The 23213-nt window shown below is 66.3% G+C and carries 21 protein-coding genes and 1 riboswitch; of the genes, 18 read left to right on the forward strand and 3 right to left on the reverse strand.

What is annotated here, in order from left to right; translation table 11 throughout:
* Positions 1-2: 2 nt before the first annotated feature.
* The 11 genes from ACFO0J_RS15680 (at position 3) to ACFO0J_RS15730 (ending at position 11740) form a co-directional block, all read left to right on the forward strand.
* Positions 3-1007, forward strand: a complete 1005-nt coding sequence (locus ACFO0J_RS15680) for an ABC transporter substrate-binding protein (RefSeq protein ID WP_376814015.1) — start codon at positions 3-5, stop codon at positions 1005-1007.
* Positions 1000-2022: an NAD(P)-dependent oxidoreductase gene (locus tag ACFO0J_RS15685; RefSeq protein ID WP_376814016.1), complete on the forward strand. Its 1023-nt coding sequence runs from the start codon at positions 1000-1002 to the stop codon at positions 2020-2022. The genes ACFO0J_RS15680 and ACFO0J_RS15685 overlap by 8 nt, the downstream gene beginning before the upstream one ends.
* Positions 2023-2271: 249 nt before the next feature.
* Entirely contained in the window at positions 2272-3468 is a 1197-nt protein-coding gene (locus ACFO0J_RS15690; protein ID WP_376814017.1) for a pyridoxal-phosphate-dependent aminotransferase family protein, read from the forward strand.
* A 29-nt stretch (positions 3469-3497) separates the two neighbouring features.
* Entirely contained in the window at positions 3498-4760 is a 1263-nt protein-coding gene (locus ACFO0J_RS15695; RefSeq protein ID WP_376814018.1) for an amidohydrolase family protein, read from the forward strand.
* Between the two features lie 35 nt (positions 4761-4795).
* Positions 4796-5983, forward strand: coding sequence for a urate hydroxylase PuuD (locus tag ACFO0J_RS15700; RefSeq protein ID WP_376814019.1), 1188 nt, complete (start codon positions 4796-4798; stop codon positions 5981-5983).
* A 37-nt stretch (positions 5984-6020) separates the two neighbouring features.
* A complete protein-coding gene (locus ACFO0J_RS15705) occupies positions 6021-6950 on the forward strand; it encodes a polysaccharide deacetylase family protein (protein WP_376814179.1) in 930 nt (309 codons plus the stop codon).
* A complete protein-coding gene (locus tag ACFO0J_RS15710; protein ID WP_376814020.1) occupies positions 6947-8461 on the forward strand; it encodes a leucyl aminopeptidase family protein in 1515 nt (504 codons plus the stop codon). The genes ACFO0J_RS15705 and ACFO0J_RS15710 overlap by 4 nt, the downstream gene beginning before the upstream one ends.
* Positions 8458-8856 (forward strand): RidA family protein, encoded by a 399-nt coding sequence (locus ACFO0J_RS15715; protein ID WP_376814021.1) that lies wholly within the window; start codon positions 8458-8460, stop codon positions 8854-8856. The genes ACFO0J_RS15710 and ACFO0J_RS15715 overlap by 4 nt, the downstream gene beginning before the upstream one ends.
* Before the next feature lies 1 nt (position 8857).
* Positions 8858-10285, forward strand: coding sequence for an amidase (locus ACFO0J_RS15720; RefSeq protein WP_376814022.1), 1428 nt, complete (start codon positions 8858-8860; stop codon positions 10283-10285).
* Positions 10282-11295 (forward strand): NAD(P)-dependent oxidoreductase, encoded by a 1014-nt coding sequence (locus tag ACFO0J_RS15725; RefSeq protein ID WP_376814023.1) that lies wholly within the window; start codon positions 10282-10284, stop codon positions 11293-11295. The genes ACFO0J_RS15720 and ACFO0J_RS15725 overlap by 4 nt, the downstream gene beginning before the upstream one ends.
* A 40-nt stretch (positions 11296-11335) precedes the next feature.
* Positions 11336-11740, forward strand: a complete 405-nt coding sequence (locus ACFO0J_RS15730; protein ID WP_376814024.1) for a GlcG/HbpS family heme-binding protein — start codon at positions 11336-11338, stop codon at positions 11738-11740.
* A 73-nt stretch (positions 11741-11813) separates the two neighbouring features.
* Here the strand turns inward: ACFO0J_RS15730 and ACFO0J_RS15735 are convergent, their stop codons facing one another.
* Positions 11814-13433: a methyl-accepting chemotaxis protein gene (locus ACFO0J_RS15735; protein WP_376814025.1), complete on the reverse strand. Its 1620-nt coding sequence runs from the start codon at positions 13431-13433 to the stop codon at positions 11814-11816.
* Between the two features lie 232 nt (positions 13434-13665).
* Between ACFO0J_RS15735 and ACFO0J_RS15740 the strand changes: the two genes are divergently transcribed.
* Genes ACFO0J_RS15740 through ACFO0J_RS15750 form a run of 3 tightly spaced genes read left to right on the forward strand, consistent with a single transcriptional unit; the run spans position 13666 to position 16274 of the window.
* Positions 13666-14091: a DUF2946 family protein gene (locus ACFO0J_RS15740; RefSeq protein ID WP_376814026.1), complete on the forward strand. Its 426-nt coding sequence runs from the start codon at positions 13666-13668 to the stop codon at positions 14089-14091.
* A gap of 42 nt (positions 14092-14133) precedes the next feature.
* Positions 14134-14667, forward strand: a complete 534-nt coding sequence (locus ACFO0J_RS15745; protein WP_376814027.1) for a YcnI family copper-binding membrane protein — start codon at positions 14134-14136, stop codon at positions 14665-14667.
* Positions 14664-16274: a copper resistance CopC/CopD family protein gene (locus tag ACFO0J_RS15750; protein WP_376814028.1), complete on the forward strand. Its 1611-nt coding sequence runs from the start codon at positions 14664-14666 to the stop codon at positions 16272-16274. The genes ACFO0J_RS15745 and ACFO0J_RS15750 overlap by 4 nt, the downstream gene beginning before the upstream one ends.
* A 70-nt stretch (positions 16275-16344) precedes the next feature.
* Here the strand turns inward: ACFO0J_RS15750 and ACFO0J_RS15755 are convergent, their stop codons facing one another.
* Positions 16345-18339: a methyl-accepting chemotaxis protein gene (locus ACFO0J_RS15755; RefSeq protein ID WP_376814029.1), complete on the reverse strand. Its 1995-nt coding sequence runs from the start codon at positions 18337-18339 to the stop codon at positions 16345-16347.
* Between the two features lie 236 nt (positions 18340-18575).
* Here ACFO0J_RS15755 and ACFO0J_RS15760 point away from each other — a divergent pair, with 236 nt between their 5' ends.
* The 4 genes from ACFO0J_RS15760 to ribB all read left to right on the forward strand — a co-directional run bounded on the left by ACFO0J_RS15760 (position 18576) and on the right by ribB (position 22573).
* Complete coding sequence (locus tag ACFO0J_RS15760; protein ID WP_376814030.1) at positions 18576-19541, forward strand: chemotaxis protein; 966 nt, start codon at positions 18576-18578, stop codon at positions 19539-19541.
* A gap of 27 nt (positions 19542-19568) precedes the next feature.
* Positions 19569-20750, forward strand: coding sequence for an acetyl-CoA C-acyltransferase family protein (locus tag ACFO0J_RS15765; RefSeq protein ID WP_376814031.1), 1182 nt, complete (start codon positions 19569-19571; stop codon positions 20748-20750).
* A 2-nt stretch (positions 20751-20752) separates the two neighbouring features.
* Positions 20753-21526: a class I SAM-dependent methyltransferase gene (locus ACFO0J_RS15770; RefSeq protein ID WP_376814032.1), complete on the forward strand. Its 774-nt coding sequence runs from the start codon at positions 20753-20755 to the stop codon at positions 21524-21526.
* A gap of 87 nt (positions 21527-21613) precedes the next feature.
* Positions 21614-21783: riboswitch (FMN riboswitch) on the forward strand.
* Between the two features lie 109 nt (positions 21784-21892).
* The gene (gene ribB / locus ACFO0J_RS15775) at positions 21893-22573 is read left to right on the forward strand and encodes a 3,4-dihydroxy-2-butanone-4-phosphate synthase (protein ID WP_376814033.1); all 681 of its coding nucleotides are present in this window, start codon (positions 21893-21895) and stop codon (positions 22571-22573) included.
* Here the strand turns inward: ribB and ACFO0J_RS15780 are convergent.
* The gene (locus ACFO0J_RS15780; protein ID WP_376814034.1) at positions 22570-23199 is read right to left on the reverse strand and encodes a TetR/AcrR family transcriptional regulator; all 630 of its coding nucleotides are present in this window, start codon (positions 23197-23199) and stop codon (positions 22570-22572) included. The genes ribB and ACFO0J_RS15780 overlap by 4 nt on opposite strands.
* Positions 23200-23213 lie beyond the last annotated feature (14 nt).

Raw genomic sequence — 23213 nt, forward strand, 5'->3', positions numbered from 1 at the left:
TCATGAATACAGGCGTGACGCGGCGGGAGCTGTTGCTTGGTGCGGTTGGAGCGGTTGGGGCCTGGGCGCTTGGCGCGCCATCGGCGCGTGCGCAGTCCAAGACGGGCGGTTTTCGATTCGCCGACAATCCATCCATCAGTTGGCCTCAGCCTTACATCGCATCCCAACAAGGCCTCTGGAAGAAAAACGGCATCGAAGTCCTGCCGACGCCGCAGCGGTTCGGCACGGGCCAATCGTCCTTGAATGCGCTGCTCCAGTCCGATGAAGTCCACATGGCGGTCGTTGCGGAGACGCCGGTGACGCTGGCCCTGATCGCAAAGATGCCCTTGCGTCTCATCACCGGACTGTCCTCGACGACGTGGAAAATATCGACGCGCCGTTCGGCCGGGATCGGTTCGCTCGCCGAGCTCGCCGGCCACCGGCTGGGCGTCGCCGTGGGCACATCGGCGGAATACTTTATGGATTCCGCCTTGAACAGCGTCGGCCTCACGCAGAAAGACGTCACAGTCATCAACGTCAAGCCGACCGATATGGTGCCCGCCTTGAGCGGCGGGAGCCTGGATGCTTTTTTCATTTGGGATCCCTTCCGTTTCGAGGCCCGCAGAATCCTGGGGGATGAGTATGTCGAGCTGGACTTTCCGGCCTTCAGGTCGAATTCCTTTCTGGTGACGAAAGCCGACTTCGTCGAGCGGCATCATGACGCGATCGCGCCGATTTTGAAGGCGCTCATCGAAGCCAATGGGATCATGGCGGCGGCGCCCGCAGAGTCGGCCGCCTACATGGCCGGGCTCATCGGCATCGATCCGCAGATCGCCTCCGACATCTGGAAGGCGCATACGTACGATGTGGCGCTGCGGGGGGACATGGTGAAGGCCCTGGAAAATTATTCCCGCTATGTGATCGATAAGGGGATCGTGGCCCCGGGGACCGAGATCCCGGATTTCCGATCCACCATGCTGATCGAAGACCTCAAGCAGGTAGACGCGGGCAGGGTCGACCATGGATAAGCCGAACGTGCTGTATGCGACGTCCCGTCCGGCCCGGCATCGGGATATCGCCCTGCAGGCGGCGCCGGCTGACGTGCGCGTCGTCATGTGCTCCAGCGACGACCCCGGCGAACTGCTGCGGCATCTCCCCGATGCCGACTTCCTGATTTCCGAGCGGGCGCTGACGATCGATGCGAAGCTGCTCGAGGCGGCGGGAAGACTTCGGCTGATACAGCGGATCGGGAGGCTCACGCACGATATCGATATGCGAGAGACGGCCCGGCGCGGCATCCGGGTGTGCTACCTGCCGGTCGAGCGGTGCGCCAAGGTCGCCGAGCACGCCATGATGCAGATGCTCATGCTTCAGCGCGGCTATCGCCGCCTCGAGCGCCTGGTGCGCACCCCGTCGGATCGGGAGCCTGCCCGGTGCGATGCGAATACGTTCGCCTACAACTGGGCGGGGGCCGACGTGAAGCCGATCCTTGGCGCCGTCGTCGGCATCGTCGGATTCGGCGAGATCGGCGCCGAGCTGTCGCTGCGGCTGCAGCCGTTCGGCTGCCAGGTGCTGTATCACAAAAGAAGCCGGCTGCCCGAGCATGCGGAGACGGCTTTGGGCGTCCGGTATGAAGCGCTGGACGATATGCTGGGAAAGAGCGACGTGGTCGTGATCCTGCTGCCGCACTCCGGCCAGACGGAGGGATCCGTGGATTCGCGGTTCATCGCCGGAATGAAGCGGGGTGCGATGCTGGTCGCCACGGGGGCGAGCACCGCGCTGAATGAGTTTGAGGTCGCCGAGGCATACCGCTCCGGTGCGATCGGAGGAGTCGCCACGGATGGCTGGAACTACGAACCCGTGGAGCCCGATAATCCGCTCGTGCGCCTCGCGGACGATCCCGAGTCGAATGTCGTCTTCACCCCTCATGTGGCCGCCGGCAGCGGGGTGGTGGATTGGACGGCGCGCCGGGCGGAATACGCCAATATCGTCCGCGCCTTGAGGGGAGACCCCCTGCTGAACGAGCGGATGGCGCCGGACTGATCCGTTCTTTCGATCGGATGCACGGGAAAACCCTGAGTGTGCTCTTTTAATTTTGAATGCAAAATATAAATGTAGGTGGACGAGATTCTCTCGGTATTGATGTATATAGTTGATTTATATAAATAAAATACGGAATCTGCAGAGGGATTCTTTCTTTGTAATGATTTTTGAATTCAAAATTCAATTCATTTGACTCGTGCTTGATCAGCAAATGAATCCACAAGACTGTTCTTCAAGGTAAGTTCAACTATGCTAAAGCTCAGCGCACACCCCTCCGGCCGCCACTTTTTGCAGATTCCGGGGCCGACCAACGTGCCCGATCGCGTGCTGCGGGCCATGGACTATCCCACGATCGATCACCGGGGTCCCGAGTTCGGTGAACTGGGGCGGTCGGTTCTGGCCGGGATGAAGAAAATCTTCAAGACCGACAGCCATGTGGTGATCTACCCCGCGTCCGGTACCGGCGCTTGGGAAGCCGCACTGGTCAACACGCTGTCCGGGAACGATCTCGTGCTGATGGCCGAGACCGGGCACTTCGCCACGCTCTGGAAGAAAATGGCCGAGAGCCTGGGGCTGCGGGTGGAGTTCATGCCCGGCGACTGGCGCCGGGCCGCAGATCCCGAGGCGGTCGAGGCGCGCCTGCGCAAGGATGCGGGCCACGAGATCAAGGCGGTCTGCATCGTCCACAACGAGACCGCGACGGGGGTGACCAGCGATATCCGCGCCGTGCGCGAGGCGATCGATCGGGCGGGCCATCCGGCGCTGCTGCTGGTGGACACGATCTCGTCGCTTGGCTCGATCGACTACCGTCATGACGAATGGGGCGTGGACGTGACGGTCTCGGGTTCGCAAAAGGGGCTGATGCTGCCTCCCGGGCTGTCCTTCAACGCGGTGAGCGCAAAAGCGCTGGCCGCGAGCGAAAAGAGCACGCTGCGCTGCTCATATTGGGATTGGCACGCGATGATCGCGAGCAACGCCACGGGTTATTTCCCCTACACGCCGGCGACGAATCTGCTCTACGGGCTGCATGAAGCGATCACCATGCTGCTGGACGAGGGGCTGGAGACGGTGTTCGCGCGCCACGACCGGCATGCCGAAGCCACGCGGCGCGCGGTGCGCGCCTGGGGGCTGGAGATTCTGTGCGCGGATCCGGCACGCTATAGTTCATCGTTGACAGCGGTGCTGATGCCCGAGGGGCATGGCGCCGATGCGTTCCGCAAAGTCGTGCTGGACCGCTTCAATATGTCGCTGGGCCAGGGGCTCACCAAGGTCAAGGACAAGGTGTTCCGGATCGGTCACCTGGGCGACATCAACGACCTGACGCTGTGCGGAACGCTGTCGGGCGTGGAGATGGGGCTGGGGCTGGCCGGGGTGCCGCATAACGCGGGCGGGGTGGCTGCGGCGATGGCCTATCTGGCTGAAAACTCGGCAGTGCGCTCGCGCTGATCCGGCGCTTGCACCGTAAAGGAAGCAGCATGTCGATGGACGAAGCGGGATTGTTGTTGCGTCATGTGCGTGTGCCGGCCGGTCCACGCGCCACCCGTCCTGCGGACATCCTCATCTCGGCGCAGGGGCGGATCCTTGAGATCGGCCCGGGCCTGCGGGTGCCGGGCGTGGAAACGGTGGACCTGGCGGGCTGCCTGGCGGTGCCTGGCCTGGTGGACATGCATCAGCATCTCGACAAGAGCTCGACGCTGGCGCAGGCGCCCAATCCCGATGGCACCCTGCTGGGCGCCATCGGGGCGTTCCGCACGTATGCCGAACGCCTGCAGGCCGATGACATCATCGAGCGCGCCCAGGTGACGCTGGATCGATGCGTCGCCATGGGGGCCGGCGCCATTCGCGCGCACACCAACGTGGACTATGAGATGGGGCTGCGGGGGGTCGATGCCCTGGTGCGGCTGCGCGAGGCCAACCGCCATCGCGTGGACGTGCAGATCGTCGCCTTCATGACGTCTTCGGCGGCGCGGGGCGATCCGGACAGGGCGCGCGTCAGCCTCGAAGAGGCGCTGGCCGCGGGTGCGGACTGCATCGGGGGCACTCCCAACCTCGCGCCCGATCCGCGGCGCTATCTCGACATGCTGCTCGATACGGCTGAAAAGCACGGCCGCCTGGTGGACGTCCACATTGACGAGACGCTCGACCCCGAAGCGCGCTGGTTCGATTATCTGGTGGAAGGCGCCCGGCGGCGCTCGCTGGGCGGGCGCGTGGTCGCCAGCCATGTGTGCGCGCTGTCGGCCCGGCCCGACGACGAGGCGCGGCGCGCCATCGAGGCGGCCGCCGAGGCCGGGGTCGGGGTCTGCACGTTGCCGGCGGCCAATCTGTTCCTTCAGGGGCGCGGCTCCGGGCATCGCGTACCGCGCGGTTTGACGCGCGTGACCGAGTTGCTGGATGCGGGGGTGACGGTGGCGACGGCGTCCGACAATATCCAGGACGCCTTCGTTCCGGTCGGGGCGGGGGACCCCCTGGAGATCGCCCGCTGGACGATCCTCGCGGCCCATCTGCTCGAGGATGCCGCCGGCCGGGCCTTCGACATGGTCACGGCCGCGCCGGCGCGTTTGATGGGACTGGACGGGCAGTACGGACTCCGGTGCGGCGCTGCGGCCAACCTGCTGCTGACGCGCTGCGAGCATGTAGAGGATCTGGTGGCCGGGGGCGCGCTCGCCCGCACCGTCCTTCACCAGGGGCGGGTGGTCGCGGGCAGCTTCGATGCCATGCGCCCTGCCGGACACGCCTGAGATCGGGTGGATTCACGGACAATCAAGGAAGCAGAATGGAAGCATATATCGCAGATTGGCTGCATCTGGGCCTGCGCTGGCTGCACGTGGTGGCGGCCATCACCTGGGTGGGTTCCTCGTTTTACTTCAATCGCATCGACCGGTCCTTCCGCCCGCCGGTGCCCCCGGTGGATCGTGTCAGCGGCCAGCTCTGGTCCATCCATGGCGGCTCCATCTACAACTACAGCCGCTATCCCACGGGTCCGGGCTACGTGCCCGACAACCTGAAATGGTCGAAATGGGAGTCCTTCGGCACCTGGGTCTCGGGAGCGCTGCTGCTGGCGGTGGTGTACTGGTGGGGCGCGGGCGTCAATCTGGTGACGGGCGGTCCGGACGGACTCAGCCCCGCCCTGGGCATCCTGGTCTCGATCGGCTCGATGGTCGTGGCCTGGGTGGTCTACGACGTGATGTGCCGGACGATTCCCAGCGACCACGTCCTTTCGGTGGCCGTCGCGGCCTTCATGGCGTTGCTGCTCTGGATCTTCCTGCAGATCTTCAGCGGCAAAGCCGCGTTCCTGCACGTCGGGATCGCCATGGCGACCCTCATGGCGGGCAATGTCTGGTTCGTGATCCTGCCCGGCCAGAAGAAGATGCTGCAGGCCATCAAGGACGGCACCATCGACCGGTTCGACGTGGGCGCGAGCGCCAAGCGGCGCAACTACCACAGCAACTACCTGACGCTGCCGATCGTGTTCGCGATGATCGCCAGCCACTTCCCCATGACCTATGGCAGCGCCCATGCGTGGCTGGGATTCATTCTGATCAGCGCCGCGGGCGTCGCGGTCCGGCACTTCTTCAACACCATGCACCATGGCCATACGCAAAGCCGCTGGCTCGTGGTCGCCGCGGTCATCAGCCTGGGCGCCATCGTGCTGCTGGCGCCGCCCAACCTGGCGGCCCCCGCCAACGGGCCGGTTGCGGCCGTCGAGACCGGCCGGGTCGCCTCGATCATCGAGACGCGTTGCGCCGCCTGTCACGCGGTCAAACCCACCTTGCCGGGTTTCAATGCGCCGCCCAATGGCCTGGTGCTTGATTCCTTGCAGGCTGCGGCGGCGCATGCGCAGAAGATTCGCCAGATGGCGGTCGATGCGCCCCTCATGCCGCCGGGCAACCTGACCGGCATGACCGAGGAGGAGCGTGCGCTGCTCGCCGCCTGGATCGCAGCCGGCGCGCCCACGAAGTAAAGCCATCCACAGGAGCTCGACCATGCCAGATTTGCAGATGCCCAGAGGGCCGGAGCGCGACTTCAGCGGCTATGGCGAGGCGCCGCCGCACCCGCAGTGGCCGGGCCGGGCCCGGATCGCGGTGAACTTCGCCCTCAACATCGAGGAAGGGTCGGAGTATTCGCCCCTGGACGGTGATGCGCGCACCGACATGGCGCTCACCGAAGGTGAAGGGATGGACACGGGCATCGACGGGCGCGACCTGACGGCCGAGTCCATGTACGAATACGGCAGCCGCGTGGGCGTGTGGCGCGTCATCCGCCTGTTCGAGGCGCGGGGCCTGCCGTTCACCGCATTTGCCTGCGCGCTGGCGCTGGAGCGCCACCCCGAACTGGCGGAGCGGATCCGCAGCAATGGCGCCGACATCTGCTGCCACGGATACCGCTGGGAAAAGCACTGGTTGCTGGGCCGTGACAAGGAGCGCGAGCACATCCGCCTGGCCATCGAGAGTCTGCAACGCACCGTGGGCCGTGGTCCCGAGGGCTGGTGCTGCCGTTACGGTCCCAGCGTGCATACGCGGGAATTGCTCATGGAGGCGGGGATCTCCTACGATTCCGACGCCTACAACGACGAGCTGCCCTATTGGCAGCCGGTGAGCGGGCGCATGCAGCTCATCGTGCCGTATTCGCTCGTGACCAACGACTGCAAGCTCGTGCCGCGCGGCATTCAAACGGCCGACGAGTTCTTCGCCTTGCTCAGGGACGCGTTCGACCAACTCTACGAGGAGGGCGACACGGCGCCCCGCATGCTCAACATCGGCCTGCATCCGCGCATGGTCGGACACCCGGGGCGGGCCCGCGGTCTCGCCCGGTTCCTTGATTACATCCAAAAGCACGAGCGGGTCTGGGTCGCGCGGCGCGCCGACATTGCGGCCCATTGGCGGCAACACTTTCCCGCGCCGCGCGACTTCCCGGAGAGCCGGTCATGAAGCAGCCCGCCTTGCCCCGGATCGGACGGCCGGAGACAATCCGCCCGGATCAACCCGTCATCGTGTGCTTCCAGGATGGTCGCGGCCCCGCCACGGGAGTCGCCTGGCTGGACGAGGCCGCCGATCAGATGTGGCGCAGCGGGCTGTGCTCCGATGGAGCTGCGACGCTCGCCTTGTTTGCGCGGGATGGGCAGTCCCTGCCGCTGGTCGTGGCGCCTCTCAAAGGAGATGGCGCGCCTTGGGATGTGCGCCTGAGGGCGGCGGAAAGCATCGAGATGCTGTGCACCCGTCGCCAGGGCCGGTGCACGGTGGTCTTGCCCCCGGGGGGCTCCGCCGTTCAGTGGGTGATCGAAGGGATATTGGCGGCCAACCATCGTTACGAGTCGGCCGGCGCGGCGCACGACGACCGTCCCGCGCCTCTGGAGATCGATTTCGTGGCGCCCGCCGATGCGGTCGGGATCGAAGGGGCGGTGCGCGCGGGCTGGCTCACCAGCCTGGCGGCTTTGGCCGCCCGGGACCTGGTCACGGAGCCGGCCAACATCCTCACACCGCCGCGCTTCGTCGAGTATTGCATGCAGACGGCGGCGCAGGCGGGCTTCGAGACCCACGTCATGGGCAAAGCCGGTCTTGAGAAGGCCGGCATGGGCGGCCTGCTGGCGGTCGCTTCCGGCAGCCGCTACGAGCCGTACCTCGTGCGCATGGAGTGGCGGCCGGCCGATTCGCCGGCCGAGGCCGCGCCGGTCGTGCTCGTGGGCAAGACCGTCACCTTCGACAGCGGCGGCATTTCGCTCAAGAATCCCCAGGACATGGATTTCATGAAGGCCGACATGGGCGGCGGCGCGGCCGTCTTCGGCGCCATGGCCATGATCGCTGAGCTGCGGCCTGCTTTTCCGGTGACGGCCTTGTTCGCCGTGGTCGAAAACATGCCGGATGCCTGCGCCATGCGCCCCAGCGACGTGATCCGCATGGCCAACGGCGCCACGGTCGAGATCATCAACACCGATGCGGAGGGCCGCCTGATCCTCGCCGACGCCCTGCATGTGGCAGCCGGCCTGAACCCCCGGGTGGTCATCGATCTGGCCACACTGACCGGTGCGACGCTGGGCACGTTCGGGCCTATCGGCACGACCGTTTTCGCCAACGATACCGCCTGGTTCGAGGCGCTGGCCCGGGCCGACGAACGGGCAGGGGAAATGGTCTGGCGCATGCCGCTGTGGCCGCAATACCGGCAGTTCCTGGAAAGTCCGGTGGCCGATTTACGGCATTATGCGACCACGGGGCAGAACGGCAGCACGCCCGTGGCGGCGGCTTTCCTGTCGCAGTTCATCGGCGCGCATCCCTGGCTGCATCTCGACATCTACAACACGTGCTGGAATCACCAGGCGAACCCCTTGATGCCGAAAGGCCCCACGGGCAGCGGTTCGCGCGTCCTGGCCCAATTGATCCTCAACCTCGCCGCGGATGCGGATCCTTCCCCGCGCTCCGCCCTCACTGAAAGGAAATCCACATGAGCAAGAAAACCGTCTATTCGCCCAAGGTCCTCAAGTCGCCCAATCCGCATTCCCAGGCGACGCTGGCGGGCAATCATTTCTACACGGCGACCGTCGCCCTCAACCTCGAGGGCAAGGTCGTCGGCGTGGGTGACATCGAGGCGCAGACCACCCAGGCGCTGACCAATCTGACCTATCTGCTGGAGGCCGCCGGCGGCACCATCGACGACGTGGCGCGGGTCATGATCTACCTGTCCGACATGCGCTATTTCGAGGGCATGAACAAGGCGTACAAGAATTTTTTCTTCGGCGATTCGCTGCCGTCGCGGGCGACGGTCACCGGCACGTTCGGCATCCCGGAACTGCTGGTCGAGTTCGATGTGATCGCCTACATCGACAATCCCAAAGTGGATTGATATGGAATTGTGGAAACTGGGCGTTGCCGAGACCCTGCGCGGCTACCGCGAGGCGCGGTTCACTCCGGAAGACGTGCTCCAGGGCCTGCTCGACCGTCTGGCACAGGTGAATCCGGTGCTCAATGCCGTGGTCACGCACAACGAAGCCGAGGCGCGCGACCTGGCCCGACAGAGCGCCTTGCGGTGGCGGGCGGGTGCGCCTGCGGGCGCGCTGGACGGTATTTTCATGACCGTCAAGGACAACATCCCCGTGCGGGGCTTGCGCTGCACCTGGGGCAGCCGTCACTATGCCGATTATGTGCCGGCGCGTGACGAATCGCCCATTGCCCATTTGCGCGAGGCGGGTGTCGGGATCCTGGGCAAGACCAATGTCCCCGAGTTCACGTTGCAGGGGTATACCGACAACCTGATCTTCGGCCCTACCGGCAACCCCTGGAACCCCGACCTGACGCCGGGCGGCTCCAGCGGCGGCGCGGTCGCCGCAGTCGCCAGCGGCATCGGCGTCGCTGCGATAGCCACCGATGGGGGCGGCTCCATCCGTCGGCCTTGCGCCCATACGGGGCTGTATGGCCTCAAGCCCAGCCCCGGCTTCGTCAGTCGGGTGGACGGCCTGCCGCAGATTCTCAGCGACTTTGAAACCCTGGGCGTGATCGCCCGTTCCCCGGCGGATCTGCGCGCGGTGCTGACGGCCGCGGCGCGGCGCGACCCGCTCGATCGTTTGTCCTTTGCGTTCACCGACACGCAGCGTGGCGAGACCCCCGGCGCGGAGCAGGGCCGCCGTATCCTGTTCGTGCCGGCCTTCGGCGATTTTCCCGTCGATCCGGACATCCGCCGCAGTGCGGCGGGCGCCGCCCGCCTGCTGGAAGGGCTTGGCCACCACGTGGAGCTCGGCGCCGTGCCGTTCGACGTCGAACGGCTCAACGCCATCTGGAATCTCGTCGGCCCGGTGGGCTTGGCGTGGCTGGCCGACAGCCAGGGGCTCGATGTCCAGCAGATGACGCCGTCCCTGCGGCCCATGGTCGACGCCGGCCGGTCGGCGGCGGCCACCGCGTATGTCCAGTTGCTGACCGACGTGCGTGAACTGCGGGCGGAACTCGCGCGGGTATTCGAGCGTTATGACTTCATTCTGACGCCTTCGATTGCCGCCCTGTCCTGGCCCAAGGCGGAAAGCCATCCCTCCGTCATTGACGGGGTCGCGGCGGGTCCGCGCGGCCATGCGGTTTTCACGCCTTTTGCCAATGCAGGCGGTCTGCCGGGGATCAATCTGCCCGCGGCCCCGGCCGCTTCCGGCCTGCCGATCGGCTGCCAACTGGTGGGTCCTTTTGGCTCCGACCTGAGGCTGCTGGCCATGGCCGAGGCCTATGAAGAGGCCTTCGGACCCTATGTCTGGCCCGCCCTCCAGGCCGCAGGATCAAGGAGAGAGACTTGAAGGCTTTGTTTTTGACGAACCGGGCGCCGCGCCATCAGCGGATCGCCCTGCAGGCGGCCCCCGACTTCTTGCAGGTCGAGATGCTGGAGTCGCCCGACCGGGCCGCGATCCTGTCGCGCGTGGCCGAGGCCGACGTGCTGATTTCCGAGCGCAGCGGCGTGATCGATGACGAGATCATCGCGGCGGGTGGAAAGCTGCGCCTGATCCAGCGCCTGGGCCTGTTTACCCACGACATCGATCTGGAGGCCGCCCGCGCTGCGGGCATCGCGGTGTGTTGCGCGCCCCTGCTGGTGAGCACCCTGGTGTCCGAGCACGTGGCCATGCAGATCCTGTCACTCGCCAAGCTCTATCGCGAGGCGGCTTGCGTCATGCTGCAGCCCGGCGATTGGGCCGAGCCCAAAAAATGCGACGAAAACTATTTCGCCTATAACTGGACGGGCCGTGCCGGTATCCGCACACTGGCCGATTCCACCGTCGGCATCATCGGGCTGGGGGAAATTGGCGCTGACCTTGCGCGGCGCCTGCAAGGCTTCGGCTGCACGGTGCTGTACTACAAGCGCCGACGCCTGCCCGAGGCGGTGGAGCAGGAATTGTCCATCGCTTATGCAGACCTCGAGGAGATTCGGGCGCGCAGCGATTTCCTCTGCCTGTTGCGGCCGCACGGCCCTGGGGCGGGCGAGTCGATCGATGCGGCTTTCATCGCCGGGATGAAAGCAGGGGCGTTCCTCATTTCCACCGGCGCTTCGACGGTGCTGAAGGAAGCCGACGTGGCGGCAGCCGTGCTGTCCGGCCGCCTGGCCGGCCTGGCCTGCGACGGCTACGTCTACGAACCTGCGCCTCTGGACAGCCCGCTGCTGACCCTGGCGCGCGAGCATCCTCAGGCCAATGTGATCCTGAGTCCGCATATCGCGGGCGGCATTGCGTCCAATGACGTGGCCGCCCGGTCGCGTGAATTCGACAATATCCGGCGCTTGCGAGAAGGGCGGCCGTTGCTGCACCGGCTGGTCTGAACGCCATTTACCACTGACTTATTTTTTCGAGGAGACTCTTATGAAAACGAAACAGATGCTGTTGGTCGACGATGTCCGCGCCATCCTGGGCGCTGCCAGTGAACACGCGCAGAACCAGGGCTGGAAGGTGGTGATCGCGGTGGTCGATGAGGGCGGCCACCAGTTGGGCCTGCTGCGGCTGGATGGCGCAGCACCCATTTCCGCCGAAATTTCCACCAATAAAGCCCGCACGGCGGCGCTGGGCCGGCGGGAGTCGCGCCTTTATGAGGAAATGATCAATGGCGGGCGTACCGCTTTCCTCTCGGTGCCTCTGCATGCCATGCTGGAAGGCGGCGTGCCCATCGTGGTCGATGGTGAAGTCATCGGTGCGGTGGGCGTGTCGGGCGTGAAATCCGAGCAGGACGTCGAGATTGCCCGGGCGGGCATCGCCGCGCTCGGTATTTGAGCACTGGATCACGCATCTCCCGATCGGAAGATGCGTGCAAGCGTGCGGCATGGCGAGCCATGCCGCTCTTGTCTCAACCCTCGCTGTACCCCAGCCTCGCAGTCGGCCCCGGCAGCGCGGCGGCAGGGCGTGCGACGGCCTGGCCGCCTTGATCCCTCAGCCGGAACGTGGCGACCAGTCGGGCCAGGGTGTCGGCCTGTTCCTGCAGGCTGCTGGCCGCGGCTGCTGACTCCTCGACCAGGCTGGCGTTCTGGCGGGTGACGTCATCCATCTGGGTGACGGCGGCATTGATTTCCTCGATGCCGGTGGTCTGTTCGCGGCTGGCCGCGCTGATTTCACCCATGATGTCGGTGACGCGGTGGATGCCGTCGACGATGTCCTGCATCGTGGCGCCCGCGCGCGCGGCCTGTTCGTTGCCCTTGTGGGCGGCCTCGACCGAGGTGTTGATCAGATCCTTGATTTCCTTGGCTGCGCCGGCCGATCGTTGCGCCAGCGCGCGAACTTCAGAGGCGACCACGGCGAAGCCGCGACCCTGCTCACCCGCGCGGGCGGCTTCGACGGCGGCATTCAGGGCCAGGATATTGGTCTGGAAAGCGATGGAATCGATCACCCCGATGATGTCGGCGACCTGCTGCGACTTGGTATCGATCTCGCCCATGGTAGAGACCAGTTCGGCGACGAGTGCGCCGCCGTCGCTGGCGATCTTGGCTGCAGAGGCCGCCAGCGTATTGGCCTGCTGGGCGTTGTCGGCGTTCTGGCGCACGGTGGCGGTGATTTCCTCCGTCGTGGCGGCAGTCTCGGCCAGGGAGCTGGCTTGCTCCTCGGTGCGCGAGGACAGGTCCAGGTTGCCGGTCGTGATCTGCCCGGCGGCCGAGGCGATCGAATCCGCGCCGTGGCGCACGTCCTGCACGGTCTGCTGCAGGCTGAGCATCATGTCGTGCAGATTGTGTTCCAGCACGGTGATTTCGTCCTTGCCCTGGGGCATGACGTCGTGGTCGAGATCCCGCCGGGCGACGAAGCCGGCCAGTTTCACGGCTTGCGTCAGGGGGAGGGCGATGGATCGGTTGATGCGCCAGGCCAGCAGGGCGGCGATGATCAGCCCCAGCAGCGTTGTCAGCCCCAGCACCATCAGCATGAGGCGTCCGTCCTCCAGGCTTTGTTCGAACAGGCGGCCTTCATAGCTGCGCTGGAAGGCGTAGAGCGCATCGACCGAGTTCTGGTAGGCAGCGAGCAGGTTCGGCATGTCCCGCACGAAGAACTGCTCGGCCTTTGCCGTATCGCCCTGTTTCTGCTGGTCCATGGCGGTCTTGCGCTGGCTGGTGTAGTTCTTGCGCGCTTCCAGCACTTTGGCGAACAGCGTGCGCGCCTCGGGTGCCTGGATGGCGGCGCCGACCTTGTCCTGCAGGTCGCTGATGCGCTTCGAGGTGTCCGACATTTGAGCCTGGATGGCCTCCCGGGCCGCAGCGTCGGGGATATGCGTCAGCGAGAGCGTGCGGGTCCCGTTGACCTCGATGGCGCGCGCCCACTGCAGAATCATGCCGTTGATCTCGCTGCGCGTCTGGATGACCTCGTTGTCATCCATATTGTCCTGAATCTTCCAGGCTCCCATGCCGGCCAGCAGCGCGGCGATCACGATCAGGAAGCTGAATCCGAGCGAAAGCCTCGTTCGGATTTTGATGCTGCGCATATTCATGATGCCTCCTTGGCGTCAGACGGAAAACGGCACGAGCGGGGCAAGGCCGTCGGTGCAGAAAACAGGTCCATGCAAAAAAAACATTAAGTAACCTTACATTTAGCATGGATTAAAAACAGGAAATGCGTCGAAATGAGCCGGGGAAGCGGGGTAGTTGTCTGCTCAAGGCGCGGCCTGGGCCATCCGGACTGCGGCTCAAGCGCTTGTCCCGGGTGCTCTATACTCCGTTCGTATGAAGTCTTACGCGCCGCGACGGCCCTTCCGCGCCTCAAGCCTGCCCTGGATCTGGACCTTGTGTCTGGCCCTGGCTTTGCGTGCGTTGGTGCCGGCCGGCACGATGCTGGACCTGGAGAGCCGGGATGGCTTCCTGCCGGGTCTGGTGCTGTGTCCCGTCCAGATGCCGGGCCTGCCGATGGGGGGCGATCCGTCGATGGACGGGCACCACCACACCGACGGCCTGCCGCAGTCCCATGCCAGCCCCTTGTGCCTGCTGGCTCAGCATGCCGGTGGTTCACCCCTGCCGGTGGCGGCGCCGGTGCTGGCGTTGGTCACGATGGCGGCCGTCGTGCCGTGGTTTGCCGGGGCCGTCGCGCCGCCGGTGCAGCGTGTACGCGGGGCGCCGCTCGGTTCCCGGGCGCCGCCGCTGTCTTTCAATTGATCGTCCATTCCTTCAGTTACGACTCATTTGAAAGGCAGTCTCATGAAATTTTCTCTTGCCGCGGGCTTGATGGCCCTGCTCGGCCTGGCGACGGCCGCCCAGGCTCACGTCACCCTGGAAACCCCTCAAACTGCCGCCGGCAGCTATTACAAGGCCGTCTTGCGCGTCGGCCATGGCTGCAACGGCGCCGATACCACCCGGCTGCGCGTGCGCATCCCCGATGGCGTGCTGGCGGCCAAGCCGCAGCCCAAGGCCGGCTGGACCCTGGACCTGACCCAGGGCAAGTACGACAAGCCCCAGACCCTGCATGGCGCGCCGGTCGAAAGCGGTGTGCGGGAAATCAGTTGGAGCGGCACGCTGCCGGATGCGTATTACGACGAGTTCGTGTTCCGCGTCTATGTGTCGGATGCCTTCAAGGCCGGGCAGACCGTGTATTTCCCGGTCGTCCAGGAGTGCGGGCAGGGCGCGTCGCGCTGGATCGACACCTCGGGCAAGCCGGATGTCGACAACCCCGCGCCGGGCGTGCGGATCGTGGCGCCCGCCCATGAGGGCGGCGGCCACGGCCATTCCCATTGAGAGCCGCGCTGATCCTGGCTGTCTGCCTGCTGTCGGGGGGGCAGGCAGCCTGGGGGCATGCCGCACTGGTGTCGGCCGACCCGGCGCCCGGCGCCGTGCTGGACCGGGCGCCGGACGCGGTGGTTCTGAACTTCAATGAACCCGTCAGCGTCACCGCATTGCGTCTGCTCGGCCCTCAGGGGCCGGCCGCGGACGTAGCGCCGGCGCAGGCCGGAGGACTGAGTATCCGTGTGCCGCTGCCCGACAGCACGGCCCAGGGCACCTATCTGCTCAGTTGGCGCGTCGTCTCGGCGGACGGGCACCCGGTGGGCGGTACGCTGGACTATGCGGTCGGCGCGTCCTCCGGTCCGGCGCGGGTGGATGAGGCGACCGCCGCCCCGAGCGGTCGCCAGGCGGCCATCTGGCTGGGCCGCTGGCTGGGCTATCTCTGCCTGTTCGCCTGCCTGGGGGCGGCCCTGTTCCGGGCGCGAAACCCGTTGGATCGTCCGCGCTGGGCCTGGCCGCTGGTCTGGCTCGGCCTGGGCCTGCTGCCCGTGAACCTGGGGCTGCAGGGCCTGGATCTGCTGGATCGTCCCGTCTCGGCGCTGCTCGATGGGCCGGCCTGGTCGGCGGCTCTGGGCAGTCGCTATGCCTGGACGCTGGGCTTGTCCGCTTTGGCCCTGTCGGCGTCGGCAGGGGCCTTGCACGCTCGCGGGGCCGGGAGAGTGCGTGCCTGCGCGGGTGCGGGACTGGCGCTGGCGGGCGTGGCGCTGGCCGCCAGCGGCCATGCGGGTACGGCGCCGCCCCAGTGGCTGTCGCGTCCTCTGGTCGTGCTGCACGTCGCGACGGCAGCAGCGTGGCTGGGGGCGCTTGCGCCCTTGATTCGTCTGCTGAGGGCCGGCCGGGAACGGCCCGCCACTCAGGGGCCGAGCACTGGCCTGGCGCTCCTGGCCTGGTTTTCCCGCTGGATCACGCCTGTCGTGGCGGCCCTGCTGGTGAGCGGCATCGGGCTGGCGCTGTTGCAACTGGATCAGCCCGGGGATCTATGGCGCACGCCCTACGGCCTCGTGCTGAGTACGAAACTGGCGCTGGTGTGCGGGCTGCTGGCCCTTGCGGCGTTCAATCGCTGGGTTTGCACGGGTCCCGCTTTGGCGGGCGAGGCGACGGCCTGCCGACGGCTGCGGCGCAGCATGCAGGTGGAAACCGCCGTCGCCGTGATCCTGCTGGGGGTGGTGTCGCTCTGGCGTTTCACGCCGCCGCCGCGCAGTCTGGATGCGGCCGTCGAATCCGGCGTTACACACGATTCCGGTCATGCCGGGACGGCGCCCTTGCTGCTGTCCGATGCGCGGGCGCGGGCCGCCGTGACGCGCTCCGGAGGCGTCTGGACCATCCTGCTGAGCGATCCGGCCGGCCGGCCCCTGACGGCTCAGGGCGTGACGCTGGCCTTGAGCAATCCGCAGGCCGGCATCGAACCGCTGCGCCGCGAGGCGCAGCGTCTGGCCGATGGCCGCTGGCAAGCTGAAACAGGTGTTTTGCCCTCGGCCGTCACGGGGCATTGGCGTGTCGGCGTGGAAATCCTGATCGATGATTTCGAACAGGTGACGCTGGAAGGGGCGCTGCCGCCTTGAACGAACGGCGCCTCCGGAAATGGGAGGCGCCGTTGAAGGATGCGCAGGGCGGGGGCAGGAACGAAGCGCTTCAGAACTCCGTCCACTCATCCTGTGCCGCATGGCTGCTCCCGCGTGAGGCGGGGGCGCCCAGAGCGACCGCTTTGGGCTTGCGTGCGGCGGCGGCCGGGGCATGGCGCGCCGGCGTGGGGCTGATGACTTTTTCCGGCGCCGAGGGCAGGCGGTCGGCCCCCCGAGCCGCTTGCGGCGGTGCCGTGGCTTCGGGTTCGGACTCCGCAAGGCGGAAGGAGCCCACCAGGCTGGACAAGGCATGCGCCTGCTCCAGCAGGCTGGCGGCAGCCGCCGCCGATTCTTCGACCAGGCTGGCGTTCTGGTGGGTCACGTCGTCCATCTGCGTGACGGCGGTGTTGATTTCCTCGATGCCGGTGGCCTGCTCGCGGTTGGCCGCGCTGATTTCGCCCATGATGTCGGTGACGCGGTGGATGCTGTCGACGATGTCCTGCATCGTGGCGCCCGCGCGCGTGGCCTGATCGTTGCCCTGGGTCGTGACCGAGACCGAGGCATCGATGAGGCCCTTGATTTCCTTGGCCGCGCCGGCCGATCGTTGCGCCAGCGCGCGCACTTCGGAGGCCACCACGGCGAAGCCGCGGCCCTGTTCGCCGGCGCGGGCGGCCTCGACCGCCGCGTTCAGGGCCAGGATATTGGTCTGGAAGGCGATAGAATCGATGACCCCGATGATGTCGGCGACCTGCTGCGATTTGGCGTTGATCTCGCCCATGGTGGACACCAGCGCGTTGACCGTGGATTTTCCTTCGCCGGTGGCCTCGGCGGCCGAGGCGGACAGGGTGTTCGCCTGGGTCACGTGGTCGGAATTCTGACGCACGGTGGCGGTGATTTCCTCCATCGTGGCGGCGGTTTCGGCCAGGGAGCTGGCCTGTTCCTCGGTGCGTGACGCCAGATCCTGGCTGCCGGTGGCGATTTCGGTGGCCGCCGTGCGGATGGATTCGGACGCGCCGCGGATGCGCAGCAGTACGGCCGAGATCTTGTCCGTGAACAGATTGAAGGCGCGCGCGATGTGTGTCAGTTCATCCTGGCCGGATTCGCTGACGCGGCGGGTCAGGTCGCCGTCGCCGGAGGCGATTTCCTGCAGCGCGTCACGGATCGTCAGCAGGCGGGCGAGCTGCCGGTTGACGAACAGCGCCATCAGGACGCCCGCGATCAGCACGCACAGGGCTGCGATGAGCACGGCCGTCCAGAACAGACTGTTCAGGGTTTCGGTGGCCTGGTCGTAATCGATGCTGATGCCCAGCACCCAGGGCGTGCCGTCGACGAGGGTGGCGTACAGCAGTTGCTGCTCGCCGTTGATCGGCAACAGCGCGCGGCTGTGCCGGGTGGCCAGCCCGGTCAGCATGTCGACGCTGAGGCCGGGCGCCAGTTCGGCGACCTGCTTGAGCGTGTATTTGGCGTCCGGGTGGGCGATGATCTTGCCGGTGTCCTTGTTGAACAGAAAGGCGAAGCTCTTCTCGTAGGGGCGGATGCCGGCGACTTTCTTCACCACCGAGGTCAGTTCCATGTCGGACCCGACGACGGCGACGGTCTTGCCGTTCTCGATGAGCGGCTCGATGAAGCTGACGACCAGATTGCCTGTTTTCGAGTCCGGGTAGGCCAGGGTCAGGTCGGGGCCGCCTTTGGCGACTGCCTGCTTGTACCAGTCCCGCGTCGTGCCGTCGTAACCCTCGGGCCGGGGTGAAGTGAAGGCATGGCTTTTGTCTGCGCGGACAAAATAGGCCAGGTCCAGTCCGGCGATTTCGGCAGCCCGCAGCATCGGCATGGGGTCCGCCTCGGGGACGGCCAGCAGGAGCGAGTGCGTGATCTGCTGCTTGCTCTGGGCCCAGGCGGACAGGTCTGAGGCATAGACCTTGGCCAGTTGGCGGGTGTCGTCGTCGATGGTCTTCAGCATGTCGTTCCGGACCACGTAGAACACGGCGGCCGAGAGCGAGACGAGGGAGAGGGTGGCGATCAGAATGCTGACCGCAGTGATCCTGGCGCGCAGGCTTTTAAACATGTCGGGAACTCCACGAGAATCCCAGGATGACGGAATAGGTCCGCTTGGGAGAAAATAATGTAACGGAGGGATTGACCGCCGTTCATGGAATTCAGTTGCCGTTTCCCGTCCCAGTTCATTGATTTAGATTGGTTTTATGGCGCTGGCATGGAATATTTTCCGTCCAGGGCTGCAAGAGACGGCGGCGCCCATTAGAATCTCCGGTTCGGGGACACCGCATTCATATAAGGCCTGACATGAGCTCACTCCAAAAAGAAATCGATGAACGCACCAATCTGGCCGGCACCAACCGGTTCGAACTCCTGCTGTTCCGCCTGGGCACGGATGCCGTGCTGGGGCAGTCCGAGCTCTTCGGCATCAACGTGCTGAAGGTCCGCGAGATCGTGACCATGCCCGCCATCACGCCGATCGCGGGCGCGCCGAAGTTCTCGCTCGGCGTGGTACACCTGCGCGATCAGGTGATCCCCGTGTACGACTTGCCCGCGATCATCGGCTGCAAGCTGGCGGCCGCGCCGACCCTGATGCTGGTGACGGAATACGCCCGCACCACCCAGGCGTTTACGGTCGAATCGGTCGAAGACATCGTGCGGCTGGAATGGAATCAGGTCATCTCCGCCGAAAATACCGGCACGGGCCCCAGCCTGATCACCAGCATCGCCCGCCTGACCGAGGGCAGCGGCGACGAGGCGCGCCTGGCCCAGGTGCTGGACGTCGAAGCCATCCTGCAGGCCATCACGCCCGAGGCGAACCGCCATCAGGTCGATCCCCGCGAAGTCGGCGACAAATTCGCCCTCAAGCCCGGCACCGTGGTGCTGGTGGCCGACGACTCGTTCGTCGCCCGCGCCCTGATGGAACAGACCCTCAAGGCCATGGACATCCCCTACGAGATGGTCAAATCCGGCCAGGAAGCCTGGAGTCGCCTGAACACGCTGGCCGCCGCCGCCGAGGCCGAGGGCAAGACCATTCACGACAAGGTCTGCCTGATGCTGACCGATCTGGAAATGCCGGAAATGGACGGCTTCACGCTGACGCGCAACATCAAGCAGGACCCCCGCTTCAATGCCATGCCGGTGGTGATCCACTCGTCGCTGTCGGGGTCGGCCAACGAGAACCATGTGCGCAGCGTCGGCGCCAATGGCTACGTCCCCAAGTTTTCCGCCGAGGAACTGTCCACCGCCATCCGCAAGGCGCTGGGCCGCTGAATTTCGTTATTGGAGTTGGAGTCGATCATGCAAGACATCGTCATCGTTGAGGCCTGCCGGACTGCCGTCGGGGATTTCGGCGGCGGGCTCAAGGACGTGGCCCCCTGCGAACTGGGGGAACGCGTGGTGCGCGCCGTGCTGGAGCGCGCGGGCGTGGCGGCGGACGACGTCGGCCATGTCGTCTTCGGCCACGTCATCAACACCGAGGCGCGTGACATGTACCTGTCCCGCGTGGCGGCCCTGAACGCGGGCATCCCTCAGGCCGTGCCGGCCTTCAACGTCAACCGCCTGTGCGGTTCCGGCCTGCAGGCCATCGTATCCGCCGCCCAGACGCTGATGCTGGGCGATGCCGAGGTCGCCATCGGCGCCGGGGCCGAGAGCATGAGCCGCGCGCCCTATATGGCGGTCGGCCAGCGCTGGGGTTCGCGCATGGGCGACTCGCGCCTGGTGGACATGATGACCGGCGCCCTGTCTTGCCCGTTCGAGCACTACCACATGGGCGTGACGGCCGAGAACGTGGCGCAGAAATACGGCATCAGCCGCGAGGATCAGGACGCGCTGGCGCTGGAGTCGCACCGCCGCGCGGCGCACGCCATCGGGCAAGGCTACTTCAAGTCGCAGATCGTGCCGGTGACGCAAAAGACCCGCAAGGGCGAGGTCGTGTTCGAGCAGGACGAGCACGTGCGCTTCGACGCCAGCCCGGACAGCTTCAACAAGCTGAAACCTGTCTTCGCCAAGGAAAACGGCACCGTGACGGCAGGCAACGCCTCCGGCCTGAATGACGGCGCGGCCGCCGTGCTGCTGATGACCGGGCAGGCCGCCCGCGCCCGGGGCCTGACCCCCATGGCGCGCCTGGTGTCCTACGGCCATGCGGGTGTGGACCCGCAGTACATGGGCATCGGCCCGGTGCCGGCCACGCGCGCCGCTTTGGCGCGCGCCGGCCTCACCCTGGACCAGATCGACGTGATCGAGGCCAACGAAGCCTTTGCCGCCCAGGCCTGCGCTGTGTCCCGTGAACTGGGCTTCGACCCGGCCAAGGTCAATCCCAATGGCAGCGGCATCGGCCTGGGGCATCCGATCGGCGCCACGGGCGCACTGATCACGGTCAAGGCGCTGCACGAACTGCAGCGCGTCCAGGGCCGCCATGCGCTGGTCACCATGTGCATCGGCGGCGGACAGGGCATCGCCGCCATCTTCGAACGTCTGTAGGCGTGGCCCGTTCGCGCGCCGACCGGGACGCCTGGCAGGCGGCCATCGAGGCTGACCTGCCGACCCTGTCGGAAGAATACGGCATCCGCTACCTGCACTTTGATTCGGAATGGATCCAGGGGGCGATGCGCATCGCCCGGCCGTCCGAACTGGTGCTGGCCTATACCCAGCAGATGATGGCCTGGCTGCTGTTCGCCTCGGCCGGCGCGCGCGATCGCGTCGGCATCCTGGGGCTGGGCGCCGGTTCGCTGCTGCGCTTCACCTTGCGGCATACCCGGTCCCCGGTCGAGACGGTCGAACGCAATCCCGCCGTCACGTCCCTGTGCCAGGCCTTCTTTCGCCTGCCTGGCAGCGCGCGCTCCGTCATCGATCATGCCGATGCGCGTGATTGGGTGGCCGAACCGGGCAGGGCGGGGCGCTACCGGGCGCTGATGGTGGACCTGTACGACAGCCGGGCCGAAGGTCCGGTGTGCGGCGATCCCGCCTTCTACCGGGACTGCTGCCGGATCCTGGACGAGCCGGGCGTGATGAGCGTGAACCTGTTCGGCAACCACGAAAGCTTCGAGGAAAACCTGCGCGGCATCCGCGCGGCCTTCAACGGGCGCGTGCTGTGCCTGCCGGAGATCGATGAGGGCAATACGGTGGTCCTGGCCTTCAAGGGCGATGCCCTGGACCTGTCGCGCCAGGAACTGCTGGATCGGGCCGAGCAACTGGAGTCCCGCACCGGCCTGCCGGCGCGGCGCTGGGCGCGTTCGCTGCTGACGGGATCGTCCTGAGGGGCGTTGGGTGAAGGCGGCAAACGCGAGTTGATGGGCGCGGGGGCGGACTCATAAAATTCCATCGTTGGCCTTGGCCGACAAAACCAACGTCTTCAGGGCGGGGCGCAATTCCCCACCGGCGGTAGGCGAAGCTGCGGCGCAATGCCGCAGGGTCTTTGCGAGCCCGCGAGCGCTCCTGGCACTGCGCCGGGAGGTCAGCAGATCTGGTCCCATGCCAGAGCCGACGGTCACAGTCCGGATGAAAGAAGATCGGCAGCGGCATGGTTCTGCATGCAAAGGGTCTGTATGACCTCTTGCCGCAGGGGCGTGTCCGGCTGCGTGCCCCGAAAACGTCTTCTCAAACTTTCAGCGAGGAGCGTTTATATGTCCTACCCTCAAGTCGCGGAGCGCACGGCGCCCGCATTGCCTCAAACCCTTTGCAGTCCTGAAACCGTTCATGAGCGCGTTCGCGCGGCGCTGGATGCCGTGCGCGCCGGTGTGCCGGTGGTCTTGATGGATGACGACGATCGTGAGAACGAGGCCGATCTGATCCTGGCCGCCGAGCGCCTGACCGAGCGCACCATGGCCCAACTGATCCGCGATGGCAGCGGTATTGTCTGCCTGTGCCTGACTGACGAGGTCATCGAGCGGCTGCAATTGCCGCAGATGGTGTCGGACAACGGCAGCGCGTTCGGCACCGCGTTCACCGTGACCATCGAGGCGCGCCGCGGCGTCACGACGGGGGTCAGCGCGCGTGACAGGCTCACCACCATCCGGGCGGCGATTGCCGACGATGCCCGGCCCGAGGATGTGGTGCGGCCCGGGCATGTCTTTCCCCTGAGGGCGCATCCCGGCGGGGTGCTTGCTCGTCGGGGACACACGGAGGGCTCCGTGTGCCTGGCCTCGCTGGCCGGCCTGCGCCCGATGGGCGTTTTGTGTGAACTGATGAACCCGGACGGCACGATGGCGCGTGGCGCCCAAGTGGCCGATTACGCCCGCCGGCATGGCCTGCCGCTGTTGACCATCGCGGAACTGGCGGCCTATTGCCGGGAACAAGCGGTTTAATCCGTGCGCCGCTGCTGACCGCACAAGTAGCCGTCCAGCATGTCGATGATGGCTTGCTCGACCTGCCGGGCGGGATGGGGGGCGCCCGGCGGGATGACGGCTGCATGGATCAGCGACTCCATGGCTTGCAGCACCATCCATGTGGCCAGGTCCCGATCGGCGGGCACGATCTCGTCGCGGTGGTCTTCCAGCAATTGCCGGATGCGGCGTCGGATGCCTTGGTCGGCCGGGCTTTGATCGGGCGGTGCATCGAAGAACGGGAATTCCTTCTCCAGCACGCGATGCAATTCGGGTGCGACCTGGTGCGCCGCCAGCCAGGCGTGCACGACGGCGGCCAGCTTTCCACGCAAGCCCGGTGGATGCGAGCCCGCCAGCACGGTTTCCATGGCGGCATGCATTTCCATTGCGTGCCGCTCGTGCAATGCCGTGAGCAGGGAGTCCTTGTTGGGAAAGTACTGGTAGACGGAGCCGACGCTGACGCCGGCGCGCTCGGCCACCAGGTTGGTGTTGGTTCCGGCGTAGCCGCGCTCGGTCAAAACGCGAGCCGTGGCTTCCAGGACGGCATCCACCAAGGCGCGGGAACGGCTCTGACGCGGGATGCGGCGTGGTTGAGGCAGGGCGGGCATACGGCTGTCCGAAC

The organism is Castellaniella hirudinis, from assembly GCF_042651965.1.
GTDB lineage: Bacteria > Pseudomonadota > Gammaproteobacteria > Burkholderiales > Burkholderiaceae_B > Castellaniella > Castellaniella hirudinis.

Excerpts from the sequence above, each read along its gene's own strand:
- ACFO0J_RS15680 (WP_376814015.1), top strand. The coding sequence starts at position 3 with ATGAATACAGGCGTGACGCGGCGGGAGCTGTTGCTTGGTGCGGTTGGA.
- ACFO0J_RS15685 (WP_376814016.1), top strand. The coding sequence starts at position 1,000 with ATGGATAAGCCGAACGTGCTGTATGCGACGTCCCGTCCGGCCCGGCAT.
- ACFO0J_RS15690 (WP_376814017.1), top strand. The coding sequence starts at position 2,272 with ATGCTAAAGCTCAGCGCACACCCCTCCGGCCGCCACTTTTTGCAGATT.
- ACFO0J_RS15695 (WP_376814018.1), top strand. The coding sequence starts at position 3,498 with ATGTCGATGGACGAAGCGGGATTGTTGTTGCGTCATGTGCGTGTGCCG.
- ACFO0J_RS15700 (WP_376814019.1), top strand. The coding sequence starts at position 4,796 with ATGGAAGCATATATCGCAGATTGGCTGCATCTGGGCCTGCGCTGGCTG.
- ACFO0J_RS15705 (WP_376814179.1), top strand. The coding sequence starts at position 6,021 with ATGCCCAGAGGGCCGGAGCGCGACTTCAGCGGCTATGGCGAGGCGCCG.
- ACFO0J_RS15710 (WP_376814020.1), top strand. The coding sequence starts at position 6,947 with ATGAAGCAGCCCGCCTTGCCCCGGATCGGACGGCCGGAGACAATCCGC.
- ACFO0J_RS15715 (WP_376814021.1), top strand. The coding sequence starts at position 8,458 with ATGAGCAAGAAAACCGTCTATTCGCCCAAGGTCCTCAAGTCGCCCAAT.
- ACFO0J_RS15720 (WP_376814022.1), top strand. The coding sequence starts at position 8,858 with ATGGAATTGTGGAAACTGGGCGTTGCCGAGACCCTGCGCGGCTACCGC.
- ACFO0J_RS15730 (WP_376814024.1), top strand. The coding sequence starts at position 11,336 with ATGAAAACGAAACAGATGCTGTTGGTCGACGATGTCCGCGCCATCCTG.
- ACFO0J_RS15735 (WP_376814025.1), bottom strand. The coding sequence starts at position 13,433 with ATGAATATGCGCAGCATCAAAATCCGAACGAGGCTTTCGCTCGGATTC.
- ACFO0J_RS15740 (WP_376814026.1), top strand. The coding sequence starts at position 13,666 with ATGAAGTCTTACGCGCCGCGACGGCCCTTCCGCGCCTCAAGCCTGCCC.
- ACFO0J_RS15745 (WP_376814027.1), top strand. The coding sequence starts at position 14,134 with ATGAAATTTTCTCTTGCCGCGGGCTTGATGGCCCTGCTCGGCCTGGCG.
- ACFO0J_RS15755 (WP_376814029.1), bottom strand. The coding sequence starts at position 18,339 with ATGTTTAAAAGCCTGCGCGCCAGGATCACTGCGGTCAGCATTCTGATC.
- ACFO0J_RS15760 (WP_376814030.1), top strand. The coding sequence starts at position 18,576 with ATGAGCTCACTCCAAAAAGAAATCGATGAACGCACCAATCTGGCCGGC.
- ACFO0J_RS15765 (WP_376814031.1), top strand. The coding sequence starts at position 19,569 with ATGCAAGACATCGTCATCGTTGAGGCCTGCCGGACTGCCGTCGGGGAT.
- ribB (WP_376814033.1), top strand. The coding sequence starts at position 21,893 with ATGTCCTACCCTCAAGTCGCGGAGCGCACGGCGCCCGCATTGCCTCAA.
- ACFO0J_RS15780 (WP_376814034.1), bottom strand. The coding sequence starts at position 23,199 with ATGCCCGCCCTGCCTCAACCACGCCGCATCCCGCGTCAGAGCCGTTCC.